The following is a 21,436-nucleotide window of genomic DNA, read 5'->3' on the forward strand; positions in this document are numbered from 1 at the left end:
ACCAATCGGATCGTACCTTAGAAACTCCCAGGGCGATCGCCACTTCCCTCCAGAAACTCACCCAGAAACCTAAGTTTCCACCCCACCCATTCAGTTTCCACTGCCAAAATACCCGCAAACCAGTTTCTCAGGGAGGGGTCATTCTGGCTGCAATTCACTTTACCCCTCATATTGACCCATCTCCCCCAGAGAATGCCCTACAACCCTTTAAACTCATCCTGCAACGCCCGATAACTGCGATAAGTCTGCCGTAGCTGATCAATATAACCCTGCCACACGGATGAATCTTTGAGGATATCCAGATAAATCGATTTGATCGTCTGTGCATACATCGCGGCAGTCTGGTAATTCGCTCGCGTCTTGTTCTGGATATACTTAAGCATTACCTTCTCATAAATGGCGATCGCTGCTTGAGGACGATGTTCCTTCACCGCCTCCGCAATTTTCAAATCCGTAAACTGCGCACAATTAGAAGTTTCCGATAAGGCGATCGCCTTGTCCCACTCTTGTTCCTCTAAATAAATTTCCGCTAACTGATTCGGAATACCTGCCACCCTTTCCAGGATCTGTTGGCGGGTCAGTTCCCACCGATGTAACCCCGTTGCTACTTCCTTGAGTTGATGATACAGCGCGAAAGAATAACCATTTTCCTGCAACTTCAGCATCAACAGCCGATAGAGATTTTCTAAGTCCCCTTGCTCTTGATAGAACTTGGTTAACTCCGAGAGAATGTTTTGGTCTTGCAAGCGGATTTTATAATAATTATTGCTTCTTTTATCCCCTAAATCAAGATGGTTCTTTCTGCCAGTAGAGACCCATCGTTCTAACGTGGTCCGATATTTTTCTACATCCCCTTTTTCCCGCCAATAAGAGGCTAATTCCACATACTGAAAGGGCTGGTTTAAATTGGCCTCACGCAACCGCATATAATTTTCCTCATCTCCCAACCGGCGATAAAAGTCCGCCATCCAATCGAGAGTATTTTCACCCTTGCTATATTTGGGTAAGCTTTGAATCACATATAGATAATCTTCCGGCATCGTACAAATCAGATCCAGAGTATCTTTGATTACTTTATCCAGTTCCTCATTCTCGAACATCTGCCACTGGAGCAAATTTAGCACAGAATCAATATAACTTTGCTTTTCTGGCATCTGCACTTCTACCGTGACCACGGCCTTGGCAAATAGCTCGATAGCCGTTGTCACTTCATAAGTGCCGATTAAATATTTTTCCTTGATAAAATATTGATTGGCCTCCGTCACCACCTTCCACAAAACATCAATTTGCTCCGCCAATTCTAGGGTTTGGATGATAGAGAATACATCATCCAAGTCGGGATAATTCGCTTCTTCATCATAATCCTCTTCCTCATAGTAATCATCATAATATCGCTCCTCTTCTTCATACCTTTCTTTCTCAATCAACTTCTGATATGTCTCCTCAAAAAAGGTCTAAATCTCTTGTTTGAGTCTGCTCACCATTCCCCCGGGTTTTTGTGGGAGATGAATAAGATCCGAGGATAGGGTTACCTCAGACAACAACAGATGACGTACCTCGGGAAATTCATCTACAAATTTCAGTATTATTTCTACTAACTTATCAACTCCCATCTCTCGCAACGCCGCTTCCAAATCATCAGGAAAGGAGGCAACAGAAGAACCGGAGGCGATCGCCTCAACTTTATCCGGATCATTCCCCACCAATTCATTGGGGTCACCGTAAAGCGCATACAACAACACCGCCACCCGATGCTCACAAACCGCATCCTGAACACCACAAGTACAATCCGCCGAAACCTTGCCGCCACCGCTTTGAATTTCTACGCTGTAAAGACCCGTTTGGGTCCCCACGTTCGCTGTAATTCGCTTACCAGACATATAAAACTGATCTATAGAACTCGTTTCATAGCACAATAAACCCGCTTCAAACTGAGCTGGATTATCGGCAAATTGTTTAATGTTTTCTACTGTCAACTGGGTTAAATTCATAAGTAACTGCTGGTGATAGGATGGGATAGATAACTCAGATTTTACCCTAGAAACTCCCTGGGCGATCGCCTGGTTAAATTCCCCAGGAAGATGCGCCGGTACTCCCTCAATTCACAACTCACGGGGACCATCTGCTGTTAGACCCGCTCAATTCGGTTTATCATAGAGGCATCGTTTTTAAAGAATCGACATAGAAGCAGGGTCCAGCAATAGAAACCAAGCAGTTTCTGCCCTTTGCTTAAAAGCACATAGGTATAATTTGTATTGCACTAATGGAGAGTATTGCTATGACATCCACCCAACCTCAAGCGATCGCCTCTCAGGTGAAACTCACTCACTCCCTACCCCCCTTAGAAAATGGCGATCGCTTAATTCGTCCCGAATTTGAGCGCCGCTATCACGCCATGCCTGATATCAAAAAAGCTGAACTCATTGAAGGAGTAGTTTATATGGCATCCCCCTTACGCTTTCGGTCCCATGCCGAACCTCATGGTGACTTAATCGGGTGGTTGTGGACTTATAAAATTGCCACCCCCCAAGTTCAGATGGGAATTGAACCCACAGTGCGCCTAGATTTAGACAACGAACCCCAACCCGATGGCGTCTTATTAATCAGTCCCGAAAACGGCGGACAATCCACCCTTGACGAACAGGGATACATCCAAGGCGCACCGGAACTCGTCGCTGAAATTGCCGCCAGTAGCGCCGCTATTGACCTGGGGGATAAAAAACGAGCCTATCGCCGCAATGGGGTGAAAGAATATATTATTTGGCAAGTTTTTGATGAAAAAATTGAGTGGTTTCGGTTAGAAGACGGCGATTATGTATCCGTATTACCCGATGAGCAAGGGATAATCCGTTCGCAAGTCTTCCCCGGATTGGGGTTGGATATTCCTAATCTCATCCAAGGGAATATGCAGCAAGTTTTGACAATTTTGCAACAAGGAATCAGTTCTCCGGAACATCAAGGGTTTGTGCAAGTATTAGGAGAAGATTCGGCTGAATCATCCCCTAATGCTTGATTCTGGGATTAAGATTGGACTGCGATCGCCCCTATTGCTCATGTTCCGATACCTGGTTTTTCTCCTCCACCCCGGGGGCGATCGCTACCCGACGGGTGACCCGTTGGATCCTACTGTCCTGCTGCACCGGCATCGCCTTGTCATAGCGAATATGCCAGAATGCGAGTCCATAGGTGAGAGCAACTCCGGCCCCCTCATGAATCAATCCGATCACAATCGTTGCCGTTGCTTCCACAATAATTGACCGAGTGCGCTTAGAAATCTGCATTACCTTATCCTCAAATTCGATAATGCAGTTGTAAAATTTCGGGTATCCCCGAAAGCAAGGAAGCGCCGAAAGCACTATACTACAAACATTCGGATAGGTTCGGGGAGGGGGTTCGGTATCGGGATCCCGAAACTTTCCCGAAACTTTTTTCCGATTCCGGAACCCGAAAACTCGGTTTTTACTCTCATTCCCTTGCAGCGATGGCCAAAAGAGACTCTTACGGCAATACTTTCAAAATACGAGCTAGGCTTCTGATTGAGGCATTGTTAGACTATGAACTCAACAACAGAGATCGGATTCCCAACCTGAACGTCAAGTGGGATAAAAAAGATAAAACTCTGCTCATCGTCAATACTACTCTGCAAGCGCTGCGGTATTTGGTAGGGGATAAAAACGGATTTAAACCGAGTCCCAAGACATCTGAGAAGCAACTCAGGAACACTATCGGCGAACTCCTCACCTATTGCCTCAGAGATTTCCTTGGCATCTTGGACGATAACCGCGCCCCCATAAAAGGATCTGAGGATTGGATATTTAACCTAAAATTGTGGAGTCAAGATAAAGAGGAGAACCTGCAACAACTAGAGCAACTGTGGGACGAGAAACAATCGCCCCAATCTCGCGACAGTCAAAGTGGATCGGTTTCCCCTGTAGTGGAAACGAATCGAGATACAACGCCGCCTCCACCACCCCAGAGCAAGGGGATCCAAACCGTGGGACTGGAAACCATCGCTGAAATCCCCGTATGGGTGGGGCGCGATGCTTTGTTACAGGAGTTAAAAACCAAATTACTCGCCCCCGAAACTCCCCCGAAAGTGCTGACGATGACTGGACAAGGGGGCATCGGCAAAACCAGTTTAGCGGTGAAACTCCTGGAAACCTTGGGGGTGCAGTTGCAACCGCCTACCCTCACCGCCACCTGTCCCTATCAGAAAGCATTGTATTTAAAAACCTACCAAGGGACCAGTTTTGATGCCGTGGCAGAGTTTCTCCTGCGGGGATTAGACATCGAAACCCCAGAACCCCTGAAAACCGCAGGGGAAAAAATCACCAAAATTCTGGAGGGGTTGACAAAACAGCGTAGCGTAGTCGTGCTGGATAACCTGGAAGATATTTTACACCCCGCTCACCATCCCCACTGCGGTAAAGCGCTGTCTCCAGAATGGGGGGAGTTGCTTCATGCTTTTGTTTACAGCTATCATTGCTCAACCCTGATTCTCACCAGTCGAGAATTCCCCGTTGATTTGGCTGATAGTCGCTGCGAAGGTACGGAACCCGATCCCGATTTGGTGTTTGTGTACTCGCTAAAAGGGATTGAGATTGACGCCGGAGTAGAACTGTTGAGGCAGCGTCAGCTAAAAGATAAGCAGGAAGATTTGCGTTGGGTATCCCAGCGAGTCGAGGGCCATGTCTTTTTGCTGACTCAATTAGCAGCAGTTGCCAGAGGTAAACCGGGTTATCTGCGGAAACATCCGGAACTCGTTACTAAAAAAGCAGAACCCATACTGCAAGTCCAACTAGAACGACAAAGTGAGGCAGGTTTAGACTTATTGCGGCGAATGTGCGTCTTGCGCGTGGCAACGGATCTGCGAGGATTGACATTTTTGCGATTGTATCAAGATGAATGGGAAACTCATAAGCTTTTAACCATCGCTGTCTCGTCTAATCAACCGATTCAGTTTACAGATAAAGAAATTACCGAAACCGAGTTGATAGTCGAGGGCTTAGTCAACAGCAGTCTGGTCCAGATGCGTTATGACGAGCAAAAGTGTGAGCTATTTTATGACTTGCATCAAGTAATTGCAGATTTTATGGGGCGCGAATCCGCACGACTCCCTCAGCTATTTCAACGAGTAAATCCATTGTTTCACTCTACTACCAGCTTTCAAATCCCCCAAAGTTTACAAGAGCTTAGTCCATTAAATGAATCTTTAATGTTTGCATTTCACCTGGGTGATGAAAGTAAGGTAGATGAATTGGGAATGACTCTAGTGAATTACGGCATCCGCTTGGGCAAGGCAAAGTTATTAGAAAATGTTGTTTTAGAAGAGGCAAATTTAAATCAAAATTACGATAAAGTAGAGGGATTAATAGGGTTAGCGCAAGTCCATTACGATGTGGGAAATTGGAATGAAGCAGAACAATATCTTTTTAAATCTTTAAAAATTGCCCCAGGGAAAAATAAGAGAAAAAACATTGCTGCTGCACTTGAACTGTTGGGTTCTATCGAGCAAAAACGCGGCAACTGGGATAAGGCAGAGCGTCTGTATCGGCAATCTTTGGAAGTTCATACCGAATTGGGCGATCTCTCCGGGATAGCAGGCATTTGGGGACTCTTGGGTTATATCGAGCAAAAACGCGGCAACTTGGATGAGGCGGAGCGTTTGTATCGGCAATCTTTGGAATTGACTATCAAATTGGGCAATCACTCCAGGATGGCAGGTATTTGGGGACTCTTGGGTTCTATCGAGCAAAAACGCGGCAACTTGGATGAGGCAGAGCGTCTGTATCGGCAATCTTTGGAAGTTCATACTGAATTGGGCGATCTCTCCGGGATGGCAGGCATTTGGGGACTCTTGGGTTCTATCGAGCAAAAACGCGGCAACTTGGATGAAGCGGAGCGTCTGTATCGGCAATTTTTGGAAGTTCATACCGAATTGGGCGATCACTCCGGGATGGCGGCAGCCGTTTGGCGAGCGTTGGGAGATATCCAGCAAAAACGCAGCAACTAGGATGAGGCGGAGCATCTGTATCAGCAATCTTTGGATTGGAGTACAGAATTAAGCTCAACTTTGCATATTGCCACCACTTATTTTGATATGGCATTACTTGAGCGACTACGCGGAAATGAAGCAATTGCCGAAGATTATTTGACCTTTTTATGACAATTCTAATCCTGCCGGTGCTAGAATTATTGCCAGTGGCATCCGGGATATTCAGGAAACCATTCATGATGCTGAAACCTGGGAGAGGATTACAGGAGAATTTAACCCATGAACGAACAACCGTCAAAATCAATCTCTGAAATCTTTGAGGAAAGAACTCTGATTGATCGCGCTTTAAAAGTTGCCGCCAATCGTGCCTTTTTGCTTCACACACAATTGGGACGTCCGATTGTAGTCTGGCAGGATGGAAAAATTGTCAAAATTCCCCCGGAAGAGATTTGCGTAGATGAAGAATATTTGTAAACCCATAGGGACCATCCGGGGTTACGGATCGCGGTCGAATTTCAAGGGTTAGAAACCGGGTTTCTTAACCCGATGTTGGCAAGTCGCATGAGATATTGAACAGTTTTTATAGAATTGAGATAAAAGTCTGGGAATTGCGTAAATTGTTGTCATTTATTGACCTGATTGAGAACAAATGGTAAAATTTTAGTGAGATAAACTGGGCAAATTCTTTGCTGTATCATCATTGTAGCCTAGGGGTCACCTCTTCAGTCCATTGAGCGAATCATCCTGAGATGCGATCGCCGCGTCAAGTTGCTGCAATCTTAGCAACAGGGCGGATCAGGGGGAGTAGAATACTATTGGGTGTCTATCTTGTCTTAAGGCTTATGGTTTGGCAATCAGGTCAGTGTCTCTATGGCGATCGCTTTATAATCGACAAACAAATCGGCAAGGGTGGACTGGGCATCACCTATTTAGCCCAAAATCAGCGGGGTCAGCTTTGGGTGATTAAAACCCTCAAAGATGAGGTGATGACCAATCCTGAATATGCCGAATATCGAGATAAGTATTTACGAGATTTTAAAGATGAAGCCCTGCGTTTGGCAATTTGTCGCCATCCTCATATTGTCCAGATTGAAAATGTCTTTCACCATGAGGGATTGCCCTGTATTGTTATGGAATACATTCAGGGGATGGATTTAGGGCAGCGAATTAAGCGATATGGACCCCTGAGCGAATTGGAGGCATTACGTTATATCCGCCAAGTAGGTGAGGCGTTGATGGTAGTCCATGAAAAGGGGCTATTGCATCGGGATTTGAAGCCTCATAATATTATGCTGAGGGCAGAACAAGATGAGGCAGTATTAATCGATTTTGGCATTGCTCGGGAGTTTATACCTGGGGTCACTCAAACTCATACGTTTGCCTTGACTCCAGCTTTTGCACCGATTGAACAGTATGATGAACAGGCACAGCGCGGGGAATATACAGATGTTTATGCCTTAGCCGCCACTTTAGCAACTTTGGTGAAGGGTTCGAGTCCACCGCCCTCATATATGCGGGCTGTTAAGGATCGGTTTAAGGTTCCGCAGGGGGTGAGTTACCCCGTCCAAGAGGCAATTAAACAGGGGATGGCGGTACAACCCAAGGATCGCGTGCAGTCGGTGTCCGAGTGGCTGAAAATGTTGGATGTGGAACCGGAAATAGCAGCAATTTCTCCTTTTTATCGACCGTTAGCCCAGTTATTAGCCGCTGGAAAATGGCGAGAAGCCGATGAAGAGACGGCAAAAATTATGCTTCAGGTGGCGGGACAAGAAGAGGGGGGATGGTTAGATGATGAAGATATTGAAAATTTCCCCGGTGAGGATTTGCAAGCGATTGATCGTCTGTGGTTAAAGTATAGCAATGGACGATTTGGGTTTTCTCGGCAAAAGTGTATTTATCAAAGTTTGGGGGGAACGAGAGATTATAATCAGGAAATTTGGGAAGCTTTAGCCGATCGCGTGGGATGGCGCAAGGGAGGGAATTGGTTAGACTTTGAGGAACTTACTTTTAGCCTCCAAGCATCAGAAGCCCACCTCCCCTTTTTGTGGATCTGGTTGGTGTACGTTCGATTGGATTTGGCTCATCTTCTCTCTCATCCTTACTTGTAAGGGTTTTTGTATAAAAATCTCAGAGGTTCTTAAAATGTATGACATATTTCTGTGGGTCAAAGTCTGGTGAATTGCCTTGCGGTTAGCTGATTTGAAAATAACTCCTAAGACAGCCTGTAGTTCCGGAACCGCTATATCTCCGAATTGTTTACAAAAAAGCAGCCTCAAAAAAGGCTGCTTTCTCTCACTTGAGGCTTGTTCCTATTTACTCCACCGTGACTGACTTTGCCAAATTACGGGGTTGATCCACATCTAAACCGCGTCGGGCTGCTATGTGATAGGCGAGTAACTGTAACGGGATGACGGCCAAAATAGGTGAGAGCAACTCGTCTACAACGGGGACTTGTAAGACATCGTTAAAAATCTCTGCTGCGTCAAACCCATTTTGCGGCGTGACCCCAATCAGGCGGGCATCCCGCGCTTTTGCTTCTTGGGCGTTGGAAATCACTTTCTCGTAGACGGTTCCCGGCATGGCGATCGCCACTACCGGGACTTTCGCATCCAAAAGGGCGATCGGTCCATGTTTCATCTCCCCTGCCGGATATCCTTCCGCATGGATATAGCTGATTTCCTTCAGCTTTAACGCCCCCTCTAAGGCGATCGGGAAATTAATCCCCCGTCCCAAAAAGATGAAATCCTGAGTCTCGGCAAATTCATGGGCCAACTCCTCAATACTACCTTCTTGAGAACTCAGCACCTGTTCAATTTGGACCGGAAGTTGGCGCAATCCTTGGATAATTTCCTCAATTCGCGCTTCTGGGAGGGTTTTGCGTTGATAGGCCAAGTCTAAGGCTAAACTATAAAAGGCCATCAACTGCGCTACAAAAGTCTTCGTTGCTGCTACCCCGATTTCAATTCCGGCATGGGTATTAATAATATCGCCGACGAGGTTACCCAAGGATGACTCGGGACGATTGGTAATCCCCAACAGTCGCGCTTGATAGGCAGCAGAAAGACCCGTTCGGCGCTGGTTTTCCATTGCCAGGGCCGCCAGAGTATCCGCCGTTTCACCCGACTGACTGATGCCGATCGCCAGGGTGTAGGGACGCAAGGGGGCCGGTGCATAGCGATATTCTGAGGCATAGTTGACCGAAGTAGGAATTCCCGCCAACTGTTCTAGCAAGTATTTTCCAACTAACCCGGCGTGCCAACTGGTACCACAAGCCAGGATTTCAATCTGTTGCAAATCCTGGTATAGTTCTGGATTAATCCCCAAATTAATGGGCGCAACTTGATTATCCCCCGGTTGCCACTCCCGGTTAAAATAGGCTTCCAAACAGGTGCGGACTACTGCCGGTTGTTCGTAGATCTCCTTATGCATGAAGTGGCGAAATCCTTGTTTTTCCACCAGGACCGGGTTCAAGTTGAGGAGACGGGGAGTTTTTTTGAGGCGATCGCCTGCAAAATTATAAACCTCCACCCCTAACGGCGTCAAACGGGCCATTTCCTCATTTTCCAAGGACAAAATCGCCCGGGTATAGGGCATGATTGCCGGAGTATCCGAGGCACAGAAAAATTCCCCCTGTCCAAATCCCACCACTAAAGGGGCCTGCTGTCGGGCGACAATGAGTTCATCGGGGTAGTCACTACAAATGACCGCGATCGCAAATGCCCCTTCTAACTTATTGACCGCCTTGCGCACCGCCTCGAAAAACTGGGAGATTAACGGCATAAACCCCGGTGCATCCACCATCGGTTCTGTCATCAACTCCGCAATTAAATGGGGGATGACCTCTGTATCCGTATCGGACCGAAATTCATGACCTCTACCCTTGAGTTCCTCACGCAACTCCCGATAATTTTCAATAATCCCATTTTGAACCACCGCAACTTTTGCATGATTGTCTGTATGGGGATGGGCGTTGTATTCCTCCGGTTTACCATGAGTCGCCCAGCGAGTATGTCCGATACCGATTTGAGCGGGATTGTCAATGCCTTGGATTTTTTCTCGCAGATTGTGCAACTTACCTTTTGCCCGGACACAATTAAGTTTACCGTCCCAAATCGTTGCCACACCTGCTGAATCGTAACCGCGATATTCTAGTTTTTCCAATCCGGCGAGTAAAATATCTTTCGCCGCTTGAGTGCCAATATAGCCAACAATTCCGCACATTTATCCGTTAACTCCTCTCGATACGGTGCAATGGATAGAATTTTAGTTTTTCCGTGCTGTTTCTGCTATAATTGCATCCCTTTATAGTTTCCTAACGTCTCAAGTGGCGATCGCCCGGTATGAGCAGAAATCGACAGTGCGATCGTGGATGCAAATAACCCCTACAGCAAGTTGATAGTCTCTTCCCCTGCCCAGTCTCTGATTCCGGAAATGAGTTCCCCTGGCCCGAAGACCCTCACGCGAAAAAAGAGGGGCGCAAAGCTCCCTCTTTCTATTTAAACTCTAAATGTTTTAAAAGCACTCTTGAACCCAAAGTGCTTTCAAATCATCTATCTCTAGTAAGCCAGACCCATACTGCGAGTCGTTTCAGCACCGAGATAGACTCGGATGCTCAAAAAGTCGGTCGGACAGGCAGTTTCGCAACGCTTGCAACCTACACAGTCTTCGGTCCGGGGAGAAGAGGCAATCTGACCAGCTTTACAGCCATCCCAGGGCACCATCTCCAGAACGTCTAAGGGACAAGCCCGAACGCATTGTGTGCAACCAATGCAGGTGTCATAGATTTTTACGGCATGAGACATGGATTATAAGCTCCCAACGTGTTCTCAACAAATTTTTGGATCTGGTAATAGCCGCTTTAACCGCTAGAGTAACGGTTAAAGCTGTCGAAATCTTGGCTTAGTTTATCGTAGTCCTACCTACTCCTCTCAGAAAAGGAGCGAGAACTTAAAAGATCGTAATATATTGCCCGGTGCTTTTACTAGAGGGGTGCACTGGCGATCGGGCTTAAGTCGTTTCCAACCCGCCTAGGTTCATCTTTTTGTAATAAATCTTCACAAGTTCCTAGGGACCTCCCTTCAAGGGCGCTCAATCCACTCCCCCGTTCGTAGTAACGCCTTCAGGCGTTCCCTCCGGTGTTCGTAGTAACGACTTCAGTCGTTCCCTCCGGCGTTCGTAGTAACGACTTCAGTCGTTCCCTCCGGCGTTCGTAGTAACGACTTCAGTCGTTCTCTTTCTTAGTTCGTAGTAACGACTTCAGTCGTTCTCTTTCTTAGTTCGTAGTAACGACTTCAGTCGTTCTCTTGGTTAAGAACGCATGGAGAAAGGGGGACCCTGTTTAACCTCAAAACGGGGAGAACGACTGAAGTCGTTACTACAAACGGGGAGAACGACTGAAGTCGTTACTACGAACGGGGAGAACGACTGAAGTCGTTACTACAAACGAAGAGAACGACTGAAGTCGTTACTACAAACGAAGAGAACGACTGAAGTCGTTACTACAAACGGGGATAACGCCTGAAGGCGTTACTACGAACGAAGAGAACGACTGAAGTCGTTACTACGAACATGGGATGGGTTTTAGAGTCCCAATTTTTCTAAAACCGATCGCGTAGAGACTACATGACGATCTAATCCCAGTGCTTTCGGGGGGATGCCTAAAGCTAACGCCACTAATTGCGGCAGATGGAGGACCGGCAGATCTAACTTATGACCCATGAATTTAGCAACCTCGGGTTGACGAGAGTCTAAATTAAGGTGACAGAGGGGACAAGGAGTCACTAAACAATCTGCACCAGCGGCGATCGCCTCATCCAGATGGTTCCCTGCCATTTGGAACGCTTGGTCTGTAGCATAGCTGGAGAGGGGCCAGCCACAGCATTGGGTGCGGCCCGGATAATAGACTGGTGTGGCCCCTACGGTCCGAAAGACATTTTCCATCGATTCCGGTTGGTAGGGGTCATCATAAGGGATAGTTTTTTGAGCGCGCAGCAGATAGCAACCATAGAATGCTGCACATTTGAGTCCACTCAGCTTGCGGGTGACTCGTTTTTGGAGTTCATCGAGACCATAGTCGGTGACTAAGGCCCATAATAGATGTTTGACTTCCGTGGTGCCTTGGTAGGGTGAACAATTTTGTTTTTCCAGTAACCCATTAATCTGGTTGACATAAGCGGGGTCCGAGGTTTGGAAATCCTTGAGACGCTCATCCACATGACCGATGACCCCTTGGCAAGTGCTGCAATGGGTGAGTAAGGGGAGGTTGAGTTGTTCGGCGAGGGCAATATTGCGGGCGTTGACCGTATCTTCGAGGAGGCGGGAATCTTCTTTGAAGGTGCCGGAACCGCAGCAGGAGGCTTTTTTGAGTTCCAGCAGTTCAATACCGAGGGCTTTGGTTAAGGCTGCCGTGGATTGATAGAGTTCGCCGCAAGCGCCTTGAGCAACACAGCCGGGAAAGTAAGCGTATTTGAGGGTAACTGATGGCATGGCAGTGGCACAGTTGAGAGGACGGTAGGAGGCGATCGCCGTAAGTGAGCTCAAGGCGATCGCTTCTTCTATTATTATTATGATGATGTGGCGTGGGGCGCTGCACTGTCCTTTCTTAATAGCAGCTTAATTTTAGAAGGGGCTAGGGTCATTGGTCATTGGTCATTGGTCCCTTACAACGGTAGGGTTTTTACGCTTAACTGCACGTCCGGTCCCCTCCCCTTGGCAAGGGGAGGGTTAGGGTGGGGTCCTCTTCGCGTGGCAATTCCCTACGGGATAGCTCCGCTTACCGCCACGTCAGGCACTCAAAGGAGGTTTAAGTACCTATATGGAGGCTGGTCCAACCTAGTTTCTTCGTGACATGGCAAAGCCACATCACCCGGACCCCACCCTAACCCTCCCCTTGCCAAGGGGAGGGGACCGGAGGTGATTTTAAATGTGAGGCAAATCCCCCTGAACGTAAAAAACTACTTTTGTAAGGTCCTTCGTCCTTCGTCCTGAGTCAGGGTTCAATTATCAATTGAAAAAAAATAAGCATTCTGTCAAGCAAAGAAAACAATCAGAAATCGCGTGTGGGTGATGCATCTTTCAGATAAGATGGGAAAACGGCCTTGAGCCAGTCATCGGGCATAGGAGTTTTAGAAACGACTAAGGGCCAGACCGACCAAACCGGGCAGGGACAATCGCACGTTAGAACGGCCCCACCCAAGCCCAAATTTGTTATGATTTGCTGCATTCAAAGAGGACATCCCCATGAGTCAAGAAGATATTTTTTCCCAAGTCAAGAAAATCGTCACGGAGCAACTGGAAGTAGAAGGGGATAAAGTCACCCCTGGAGCCAGCTTTGCCGAAGATCTCGGCGCTGATTCCCTGGATACAGTGGAACTGGTAATGGCATTAGAAGAAAACTTTGATATTGAAATTCCGGACGAAGCAGCAGAAAAAATCACCACCGTCCAAGAGGCAGTGAATTACATCGAGAGCCAAGTTGCAGCAAAAGCATAAAGCAGACTGCTTTCACCTGGATTCTGCGTGTTTGGTGTGGCAGCAAGAGATACAGCAATCATGACCAGCTTAGAACGAAAACGAGTTGTTGTTACGGGTCTCGGTGCGGTTACGCCGATCGGCAATACCTTACAGGACTATTGGGAAGGGTTGTTGAGCGGACGTAATGGCATTGGTCCCATTACCCTGTTCGATCCGTCGAATCATTCCTGCCGGATTGCCGGTGAGGTGAAGGGATTTGACCCCCATGACTACTTGGAAAAAAAAGAAGCCAAGCGCATGGATCGATTTGCTCAGTTTGCGATCGCCGCGAGTAAGCAAGCGATCGCCGACGCGAGTTTTGAGATTAATGAACTCAGCGCCGAGCAGGTGGGTATCGTCATCGGCAATGGCATCGGTGGCATGAAAGTCATGGAAGATCAGCAAACGATCTACCTCGATCGCGGACCGGACCGATGCAGTCCATTTATGGTGCCCATGATGATCGCCAACATGGCGGCAGGGCTGACGGCTATTCATACCGGAGCTAAGGGACCCAATTCTTGTGTAGTGACGGCTTGTGCAGCCGGTTCCAATGCCGTGGGAGATGCCTTTCGCCTCATTCAAGGCGGATATGCTCAAGCGATGCTTTGTGGCGGAACCGAAGCGGCAGTGACACCGCTATCCGTTGCGGGGTTTGCAGCAGCGCGGGCGGTTTCCACCCGGAATGATGATCCGCTTCATGCCTGCCGTCCGTTTGATCGCGATCGCGATGGATTTGTGATGGGCGAAGGAGCGGGCATTTTACTCCTCGAAGAACTGGAGCACGCTCTGGCACGAGGGGCTAAAATTTATGCCGAAATGGTAGGCTATGCCATGACCTGTGATGCCTATCATATGACCTCCCCCGTTCCCGGTGGTGAAGGGGCCACACGAGCGATGTTACTCGCCCTGAAAGATGCCGGACTCTCACCGCAACAGGTGAGCTACATCAATGCTCACGGCACCAGTACCACTGCCAACGATAAGACCGAAACCAACGCGATTAAAAACGCTTTGGGAGACCATGCTTACAAGATAGCAGTCAGCTCTACAAAGTCCATGACTGGGCATTTGCTAGGGGGTTCGGGCGGCATTGAAGCCGTAGCAACCGTCATGGCAGTCGCCCATGATAAAGTGCCACCGACCATTAACCTAGAGAATCCAGATCCCGAGTGTGACCTGGATTATGTGCCCCATCACAGCCGGGATTGCTCGGTGAATGTCGCACTTTCCAATTCCTTCGGGTTTGGGGGACATAACGTCACCCTAGCCTTTGCCAAATATCAGTAAAGGGTCTCCATGTGACAAGGTGGCTGGATGAAGTTTGTTTTTGAGTTTCACCGGAACGGTTAAGCCCACAGATAGCGGGTTTCATTCTCCAGAGTCACACCTTGTCACTTGACCCTTGCCCATCGATCCGGGTAATGGGATCATGGGATTACCTGTTTGGGGCGATCGCGAGGGGCTGACTTTCGCTCATCACCCCCAATCGTCCTGCATTACCAGACCAAGCTTAGACAACAGACCCTCATTTTTAGACAAAAGAAACTATGGCCGTATCTGCTCCAACCAAACAATCTCTCGAAGAACTCTGTATTAACAGCATCCGCTTCCTGGCGATCGATGCTGTCGAAAAAGCCAACTCGGGTCACCCCGGTTTACCAATGGGTGCAGCGCCAATGGCGTTCGTTCTGTGGGATCAGTTTATGCGGTTCAACCCCAAAAACCCCAAGTGGTTTAACCGCGATCGCTTCGTCCTCTCTGCGGGCCACGGCTGTATGCTTCAGTATGCCCTCCTGTATCTCACCGGCTACAGAGGCTTAGAGTTAGAGGACCTCAAACAATTCCGTCAGTGGGAATCCAAAACTCCGGGTCACCCCGAAAACTTCCAAACCGAAGGTGTCGAAGTCACCACCGGACCCCTCGGCCAAGGAATTGCCAATGCCGTCGGTTTGGCCCTGGCTGAAGCCCACCTTGCCGCGAAATTTAACAAACCCGACCTCACCATCGTTGACCATTACACCTATGTCATTCTGGGTGATGGCTGCAACATGGAAGGGATTTCCGGTGAAGCTTGCTCGTTAGCCGGTCACTGGGGATTGGGTAAACTGATCGCCCTCTACGACGACAACCACATCTCCATTGATGGTTCCACCGACATCTCTTTTACCGAAGATGTCAGCAAGCGCTTTGAATCCTACGGCTGGCACGTCCTCCACGTCGAAAACGGCAACACTGACCTAGAAGCCATTGCCAAGGCGATCGCTGAAGCCAAAACCGTCACCGACAAGCCAACCTTAATCAAAGTTACCACCACCATCGGCTTCGGTTCTCCCAACAAAGCCAACAGCCATGATGTCCACGGTGCAGCCCTCGGTGCTTCCGAAGTCCAAGCCACTCGCGACCACCTCGGCTGGAACTATGGCCCGTTTGAAGTACCGGAAGATGCCCTCGGCCACTTCCGCAAAGCCGTCGATCGCGGTGCCAAACATGAAGAAGAATGGAACAGCCTCTGGACTCGCTACAAAGCCGAGTATTCCGAAGAAGCTGCCGTCTTAGAACGGATGATGAGTGGCAAACTCCCCGACGGCTGGGATAAATCCCTCCCCACCTTCAAACCCGGTGAGAAAGCGGATGCGACCCGGAACCAATCCGGTAACTGCTTGAATGCGATCGCTGGCGTCCTCCCCGACCTGATCGGTGGTTCCGCTGACTTAGCCCCCTCCAACAAAACCTTACTGAAATCCTCCAAAGATTTCCAAAAAGGAGCCTACGAAAACCGTAACGTTCGCTTCGGCGTCCGCGAACATGGCATGGGTGCCATCTGCAACGGTATCGCCCTACATGGTTCCGGTTTAATCTCCTACGGTGCCACCTTCTTGGTGTTTACCGACTATATGCGCGGTGCTATTCGTCTGTCCGCCCTCTCTCAAGCTGGGGTAATCTGGGTCATGACCCATGACTCCATTGCCTTGGGTGAAGATGGCCCGACTCACCAACCCATCGAGCATATCCCCTCCCTGCGCGCCATTCCTGACCTGATCGTGCTACGTCCGGCAGATGGTAACGAAACCTCTGGTGCCTACAAAGTCGCCGTAGAAAAAGCCAAAGGCATTGGTGCCGATCATCCCTATCCTTCCCTCTTGGCCCTGTCTCGCCAAAACCTGCCGAACCTGGAAGGAACCTCCATTGAAGGAGTTGCTAAAGGCGGTTACACGATCTCCGATAGCGAAGGCACTCCCGACATCATCTTGATCGGAACCGGGGGCGAACTCTACCTGTGCGTAGAAGCCGCTGAAAAGCTCCGTGCACAAGGGAAGAAAGTCCGGGTCGTTTCCATGCCCAGTTGCGAACTGTTCGACGAACAAGACGAAGCTTATCGCGAATCCGTGCTTCCTAAAGCCGTTAAGAAACGTCTGGTAGTAGAAGCCGGTTCTAGCTATGGCTGGCACCGTTACTTTGGGGATCAAGGTTCCTCAATCAGCGTCGATCGCTTCGGTGCTTCCTCTCCCGGTGAGGTCGCTTTGGAACGGTTTGGATATACAGCCGATAATATTGCGGCCAAAGCAGCGGCGCTTTAAGTATAATATACAAAAAGCGTAGGGGATTATTCTTGGGAATAACCCCCTAATCCTATATAAAAAGGCTCTCTAATCCTAGGGAGCCTTTTTATTATGTCTTGACCAGCCCGATTCTGGCTCAAGACTCTATGTGATCCTAAATCCGGTTGTCAACAGTCGGTTTTCTCTCTTAGCTCGCGCCGTTAGGGCGGCGCTAACGTTTGTATAGCTCCACCCTTGAGGGTGCAGATTTTTAGCGACTTACTACAACCGGATTCCGGATTGATTCAATTCGAGTCCCAGACAAAATGCAGTAACATCAGATAAGATGCTACCGCATTTATAACTTGATTAAAACTTAGGCAAAAATTCCCAGCTTTTTCTAGGTTTAGCGATAAGTTGTAGAGGAGCGACCGGCTACTTCTTCCCGATCGCGAGCGGGATCGGCATAATAAGTAGGGGATTCGTGGCGATTACGACCGGCTAAACCAGCCAGACCCAGTAAGCCTAACAACCCTAGTAAGCCCCAATCTCCATTATCATTTTCCTCTTCCACGCTGCGAGTCCCTTCTTGGGTCTCATAAACCTCTTGGGTTTCAGTGTCCGGGCTCGTTTGAGTTCCGGGGGTGCTTTGAGCGGAAGCCGGTAAAATGGAAGGTGCGATCGCTAAACCTGCACTGAGAACAGTGGCGCTTAAAATTGTGGACAATTTAGAACTCTTCATAAAAAGGAGTCTCCTTAAACATTGCTTGCTTGTAACCAATCTATCGACAATCCCAGGAAGGCGCATCAATCTTTAGATGGAAACTCCATTAGAACCCAGTTATTCCTGAAGAAATAGACCCAGGGCAAAACGCCGTATATAGCTAAGAAAAATACCCTAAAACTTAAATTTAGAGACAGAACGATGCTCGGGTTGTAGGTCTGGCGATCGCCACCTAAATCAGGACTATATAGGTTACATCATTGCTCTGTGAAAGGGTTTGGGCTGTTGCCTTAGAGGCCGAGAAACTCAGTGATCGCTACCGCAGAGGTCCTCTTGATTTGGGTGAATTTTACCCGGATATTTAAACTTTGCACGAAATTCCTTCGGTTCACATCCGATGTCATCCCCAAATTAAAGCCCTCTAGGGTTGATATCACTACAAAAACAGGAAATAGATAAAAATTAGCTAGACGTTAAAAACTGAGAATCATCACCAGGTGAGCTGTAGTCTGAGAGAAGAGCAAGAGTTCCCATGCCATCAATTATAAACAAAAAACCTAAACGAGTAAGAAAGTATGCAGGACAAGAAAAAAGCAGGGGTTTACCCCGGTTTGTTGTTGTAGAAAGAGAGGGCATTAATATAAATGACTGAAATTTTCCAGAGCAATTGGGGAAAATATCAGGTCTCAGATGGGACAAGTAAACAACGGGTTAAGTCTAGGGGAAATCCCAGTTTCTTAGGGAAAATAGGCCAGAGAGGAAGCCACTTTCCTCAAGCTCAACCCGAGGAATCTCCTGGAAAAGCGATCGCCAACCGACGCACAATTGGACCCGATCGCCGCTACAACCGTAACCCCTGATCGGCGAGCGGGTATAATAGTTAGTCAGTTAATCGTGCTTTATCCACTCTATCCAGTGTTGATCACGAGATATCTTCCTCTACAGACAGAGGCGATCGCCAGAGTTATGACCTTTAATTTGAGGGAAAGCACATTCACTTATCGAACTTAGTAAGGAGTATGGGATGTCAGACTTGATACAATCCGTCCTCAAATGTGACGAAAAAATCGATCTGCGTCAGTTTGCCAGCGAATTACGCACCACAGGGCAGCAGTATTTTTTGAGAAATGATATCGTGCGCGCCTTCTCAGATTACTGTACACACCATGAAAAACCCTCAAACTTTTATCAATCTTCCTCTCTCGGAAAATTGATTTTATATACCCAAGAAATCATTCTGGAAAATGAAAGCCTCTGCATGATTGTGCGGCCTAAGATTGCCTCTCAAGAAATCTTTCGGATCTTAGAGGATCTCACCGTAGAACCCATGACCGTGCAGGAATTGCTAGATTTGCGCGATCGCCTCGTCAATCACCACCACCCCAACGAGGGAGATGTCCTCGAACTAGACTTTGCCCCCTTTTACGACTACTCCCCCATCATTCGCGACCCCAAAAACATCGGCAAAGGAGTTCAGTTTCTCAATCGCTACCTGTCGAGTAAATTATTCCAAGACTCAGAGCAAACTCTCGAACTCCTCTATGAATTTTTGAGCTTGCATCAGTATAATGGACTGCAATTACTCATTAACCAACGGATTAAAAACCGGCGGGAATTGTCCCAGAAAGTCAAACAAGCCCTCTCCTTCGTCAGCGATCGGCCCCCAGAAGAACCCTTTGAAAACTTCCGGTTTGACCTGCAAATCTTAGGATTTGAACCCGGTTGGGGTAACACTGCCGGTCGCGTCCGCGATACCCTAGAAATTCTTGACGAACTCATCGACTCCCCTAACGATGCCGTCCTGGAATCCTTCATCTCCCGGATTCCGATGATCTTTCGTATCGTCCTCGTCTCCGTTCATGGCTGGTTTGGTCAAGAAGGCGTACTCGGACGACCCGACACCGGCGGCCAAGTTGTCTATGTCCTCGATCAGGCCCGCAGTTTAGAAAAACAACTGCAAGAAGAATTTAACCTGGGCGGATTAGATACATTAGGCGTTCATCCGAAAGTCATCATCCTGTCCCGGTTAATTCCCAATGCTGATGGCACTCGCTGTAACGAACGCCTCGAAAAAATTCACGGCACCGATAATGGTTGGATTCTGCGAGTTCCCTTGCGCGAACATAATCCTAACCTGACCCAAAACTGGATTTCCCGATTTGAAATCTGGCCCTATTTAGAAACCTACGCCATTGATGCCGAAAAAGAACTTTTGGCAGAATTTCAAGGCAAACCTGATTTAATCGTCGGCAATTATTCTGACGGAAACTTAGTCGCATTCCTGTTAGCACGTCGCCTGAAAGTCACCCAGTGCAACATCGCTCATGCCTTAGAAAAATCTAAGTATCTGTTCAGTAACCTCTACTGGCAAGACCTCGACTCTCAATATCACTTTTCTCTCCAGTTTACCGCTGACTTGATCGCCATGAATGCTGCCAACTTTATTATTAGCAGCACCTATCAAGAGATTGTGGGAACCCCTGATAGCGTGGGTCAGTACGAATCCTACGCCTGTTTTACCATGCCGGATCTGTATCATGTGGTCAACGGCATTGAGTTATTTTCTCCTAAATTTAACGTCGTCCCTCCTGGGGTGAATGAAGCGGTCTATTTTCCCTACACCCGCACCCAAGACCGCATCCCATCCAACCGGGAACGACTAGAAGAATTGCTCTTTACCCTAGATGACCCCGCACAAGTTTTTGGAAAACTAGAAGACCCCAACAAACCCATTCTATTTTCCGTCGCCCGACTGGACCGGATTAAGAATCTCACAGGTTTAGCTGAATGTTTTGGTCGGAGTCCTGAATTGCAAAAGCGCTGTAATCTGATTTTGGTTGCGGGTAAATTGCGAACGGAAGACTCTACCGATACGGAAGAAATCAGCGAAATGCAAAAATTGTATGGCATCATTGAACAATACAATTTGTATAATAAAATTCGCTGGTTGGGGGTTCGACTCTCTAAGAGTGATTCGGGGGAACTGTATCGAGTGATTGGTGACCATAAGGGAATTTTTGTGCAACCGGCTTTATTTGAAGCCTTTGGTCTCACAATTTTAGAGGCGATGGTTTCCGGGTTGCCGACCTTTGCCACCCAGTTTGGGGGTCCGTTAGAAATCATTCAGGATAAGGTGAATGGATTCTACATCAACCCCACGAATTTAGAAGAAACTGCACAGAAGCTGCTGGACTTTCTGTCCAAACATGAGCAAAATCCCCAGTATTGGGATGAAATTTCCCAGCGGGCGATCGAGCGGGTTTACACGACTTATACTTGGAAGATTCATACCACCCGCCTGTTGTCTTTGTCTAAAATTTACGGGTTTTGGAATTATACCTCCAAGGAAAACCGGGAAGATATGTTGCGCTACTTAGAGGCGTTATTTTATCTAGTTTACAAGCCTCGTGCGCAGGCGTTATTGCAACAACATTGGGACCGCTAGGCCGCGTCCTGAATTTTTCTAGGCGATCGCCCCTTAGATTCTTTTGAACGGGTGAGTCTTGAGACTTGAGAACGAAGAATTAAACCCTTAACAGGTTAATTAGATTAATTCTTAATTCTCAAGATTCATCCCTTTTTGGGGGACCCCCGGATGTATCCTGGTCCCCTATCACGATCCGCTGACTGAGTGTCCCTTCATCACCCCTTCAGGTTCGAGTA

General features: G+C 48.0%; 17 protein-coding genes. 10 read left to right on the forward strand and 7 right to left on the reverse strand.

The annotated features are described in order from the left end of the window. Window positions 1-197: 197 nt before the first annotated feature. Window positions 198-1,427 (reverse strand): tetratricopeptide repeat protein, encoded by a 1,230-nt coding sequence (locus NG796_RS18985; protein WP_261208462.1) that lies wholly within the window; start codon window positions 1,425-1,427, stop codon window positions 198-200. A 27-nt stretch (window positions 1,428-1,454) separates the two neighbouring features. Further along, entirely contained in the window at window positions 1,455-1,991 is a 537-nt protein-coding gene (locus NG796_RS18990; RefSeq protein WP_261208463.1) for an SWIM zinc finger domain-containing protein, read from the reverse strand. Between the two features lie 287 nt (window positions 1,992-2,278). Here NG796_RS18990 and NG796_RS18995 point away from each other — a divergent pair, with 287 nt between their 5' ends. Next, window positions 2,279-3,013, forward strand: a complete 735-nt coding sequence (locus NG796_RS18995) for a Uma2 family endonuclease (protein WP_261208464.1) — start codon at window positions 2,279-2,281, stop codon at window positions 3,011-3,013. A gap of 31 nt (window positions 3,014-3,044) precedes the next feature. On the opposite strand, the gene NG796_RS19000 is transcribed toward NG796_RS18995, so the two are convergent. After that, complete coding sequence (locus NG796_RS19000) at window positions 3,045-3,281, reverse strand: hypothetical protein (protein WP_261208465.1); 237 nt, start codon at window positions 3,279-3,281, stop codon at window positions 3,045-3,047. Window positions 3,282-3,481: 200 nt separating this feature from the next. Between NG796_RS19000 and NG796_RS19005 the strand changes: the two genes are divergently transcribed. The 4 genes from NG796_RS19005 to NG796_RS19020 all read left to right on the forward strand — a co-directional run bounded on the left by NG796_RS19005 (window position 3,482) and on the right by NG796_RS19020 (window position 8,103). Beyond that, window positions 3,482-6,013: a tetratricopeptide repeat protein gene (locus NG796_RS19005; RefSeq protein ID WP_261208466.1), complete on the forward strand. Its 2,532-nt coding sequence runs from the start codon at window positions 3,482-3,484 to the stop codon at window positions 6,011-6,013. Between the two features lie 30 nt (window positions 6,014-6,043). After that, complete coding sequence (locus tag NG796_RS19010) at window positions 6,044-6,166, forward strand: hypothetical protein (RefSeq protein ID WP_261208467.1); 123 nt, start codon at window positions 6,044-6,046, stop codon at window positions 6,164-6,166. A 108-nt stretch (window positions 6,167-6,274) separates the two neighbouring features. Further along, a complete protein-coding gene (locus NG796_RS19015) occupies window positions 6,275-6,469 on the forward strand; it encodes a hypothetical protein (protein WP_261208468.1) in 195 nt (64 codons plus the stop codon). Window positions 6,470-6,837: 368 nt separating this feature from the next. Further along, window positions 6,838-8,103, forward strand: a complete 1,266-nt coding sequence (locus NG796_RS19020) for a serine/threonine-protein kinase (protein WP_261208469.1) — start codon at window positions 6,838-6,840, stop codon at window positions 8,101-8,103. A gap of 205 nt (window positions 8,104-8,308) precedes the next feature. Here the strand turns inward: NG796_RS19020 and glmS are convergent, their stop codons facing one another. The 3 genes from glmS to NG796_RS19035 form a co-directional block, all read right to left on the reverse strand. Further along, window positions 8,309-10,216 carry a glutamine--fructose-6-phosphate transaminase (isomerizing) gene (gene glmS / locus NG796_RS19025; RefSeq protein WP_261208470.1) on the reverse strand — a complete coding sequence of 636 codons (1,908 nt, stop codon included), beginning with the start codon at window positions 10,214-10,216 and terminating at the stop codon, window positions 8,309-8,311. A 335-nt stretch (window positions 10,217-10,551) separates the two neighbouring features. Further along, window positions 10,552-10,797 (reverse strand): photosystem I iron-sulfur center protein PsaC, encoded by a 246-nt coding sequence (gene psaC / locus NG796_RS19030; protein ID WP_007355303.1) that lies wholly within the window; start codon window positions 10,795-10,797, stop codon window positions 10,552-10,554. A gap of 778 nt (window positions 10,798-11,575) precedes the next feature. Next, on the reverse strand, window positions 11,576-12,481 hold the full coding sequence (locus NG796_RS19035) for a CoB--CoM heterodisulfide reductase iron-sulfur subunit B family protein (protein WP_261208514.1): 906 nt from the start codon (window positions 12,479-12,481) through the stop codon (window positions 11,576-11,578). A gap of 753 nt (window positions 12,482-13,234) precedes the next feature. Between NG796_RS19035 and acpP the strand changes: the two genes are divergently transcribed. The 3 genes from acpP (at window position 13,235) to tkt (ending at window position 17,088) form a co-directional block, all read left to right on the forward strand. Continuing rightward, window positions 13,235-13,486 (forward strand): acyl carrier protein, encoded by a 252-nt coding sequence (gene acpP / locus NG796_RS19040; protein WP_261208471.1) that lies wholly within the window; start codon window positions 13,235-13,237, stop codon window positions 13,484-13,486. A 60-nt stretch (window positions 13,487-13,546) separates the two neighbouring features. Further along, a complete protein-coding gene (gene fabF / locus NG796_RS19045; RefSeq protein ID WP_261208472.1) occupies window positions 13,547-14,797 on the forward strand; it encodes a beta-ketoacyl-ACP synthase II in 1,251 nt (416 codons plus the stop codon). Window positions 14,798-15,057: 260 nt separating this feature from the next. Then, window positions 15,058-17,088: a transketolase gene (gene tkt / locus NG796_RS19050; protein WP_261208473.1), complete on the forward strand. Its 2,031-nt coding sequence runs from the start codon at window positions 15,058-15,060 to the stop codon at window positions 17,086-17,088. 367 nt (window positions 17,089-17,455) lie between these two features. Here the strand turns inward: tkt and NG796_RS19055 are convergent, their stop codons facing one another. Beyond that, window positions 17,456-17,791 carry a WGxxGxxG family protein gene (locus tag NG796_RS19055; protein WP_261208474.1) on the reverse strand — a complete coding sequence of 112 codons (336 nt, stop codon included), beginning with the start codon at window positions 17,789-17,791 and terminating at the stop codon, window positions 17,456-17,458. Between the two features lie 626 nt (window positions 17,792-18,417). Here NG796_RS19055 and NG796_RS19060 point away from each other — a divergent pair. Together NG796_RS19060 and NG796_RS19065 are read left to right on the forward strand one after the other, a co-directional pair. Further along, complete coding sequence (locus NG796_RS19060) at window positions 18,418-18,633, forward strand: hypothetical protein (RefSeq protein WP_261208475.1); 216 nt, start codon at window positions 18,418-18,420, stop codon at window positions 18,631-18,633. A gap of 164 nt (window positions 18,634-18,797) precedes the next feature. Then, the gene (locus tag NG796_RS19065) at window positions 18,798-21,218 is read left to right on the forward strand and encodes a sucrose synthase (protein ID WP_261208476.1); all 2,421 of its coding nucleotides are present in this window, start codon (window positions 18,798-18,800) and stop codon (window positions 21,216-21,218) included. The last annotated feature ends 218 nt before the right edge of the window (window positions 21,219-21,436 follow it).

This window comes from Laspinema sp. D2d (genome assembly GCF_025370755.1).
GTDB lineage: Bacteria > Cyanobacteriota > Cyanobacteriia > Cyanobacteriales > Laspinemataceae > Laspinema.

Coding starts and splice junctions, on each gene's coding strand:
- NG796_RS18990 (WP_261208463.1), bottom strand. CDS start 1,991: ATGAATTTAACCCAGTTGACAGTAGAAAACATTAAACAATTTGCCGAT.
- NG796_RS18995 (WP_261208464.1), top strand. CDS start 2,279: ATGACATCCACCCAACCTCAAGCGATCGCCTCTCAGGTGAAACTCACT.
- NG796_RS19000 (WP_261208465.1), bottom strand. CDS start 3,281: ATGCAGATTTCTAAGCGCACTCGGTCAATTATTGTGGAAGCAACGGCA.
- NG796_RS19005 (WP_261208466.1), top strand. CDS start 3,482: ATGGCCAAAAGAGACTCTTACGGCAATACTTTCAAAATACGAGCTAGG.
- NG796_RS19015 (WP_261208468.1), top strand. CDS start 6,275: ATGAACGAACAACCGTCAAAATCAATCTCTGAAATCTTTGAGGAAAGA.
- NG796_RS19020 (WP_261208469.1), top strand. CDS start 6,838: ATGGTTTGGCAATCAGGTCAGTGTCTCTATGGCGATCGCTTTATAATC.
- glmS (WP_261208470.1), bottom strand. CDS start 10,216: ATGTGCGGAATTGTTGGCTATATTGGCACTCAAGCGGCGAAAGATATT.
- psaC (WP_007355303.1), bottom strand. CDS start 10,797: ATGTCTCATGCCGTAAAAATCTATGACACCTGCATTGGTTGCACACAA.
- NG796_RS19035 (WP_261208514.1), bottom strand. CDS start 12,481: ATGCCATCAGTTACCCTCAAATACGCTTACTTTCCCGGCTGTGTTGCT.
- acpP (WP_261208471.1), top strand. CDS start 13,235: ATGAGTCAAGAAGATATTTTTTCCCAAGTCAAGAAAATCGTCACGGAG.
- fabF (WP_261208472.1), top strand. CDS start 13,547: ATGACCAGCTTAGAACGAAAACGAGTTGTTGTTACGGGTCTCGGTGCG.
- tkt (WP_261208473.1), top strand. CDS start 15,058: ATGGCCGTATCTGCTCCAACCAAACAATCTCTCGAAGAACTCTGTATT.
- NG796_RS19055 (WP_261208474.1), bottom strand. CDS start 17,791: ATGAAGAGTTCTAAATTGTCCACAATTTTAAGCGCCACTGTTCTCAGT.
- NG796_RS19060 (WP_261208475.1), top strand. CDS start 18,418: ATGACTGAAATTTTCCAGAGCAATTGGGGAAAATATCAGGTCTCAGAT.
- NG796_RS19065 (WP_261208476.1), top strand. CDS start 18,798: ATGTCAGACTTGATACAATCCGTCCTCAAATGTGACGAAAAAATCGAT.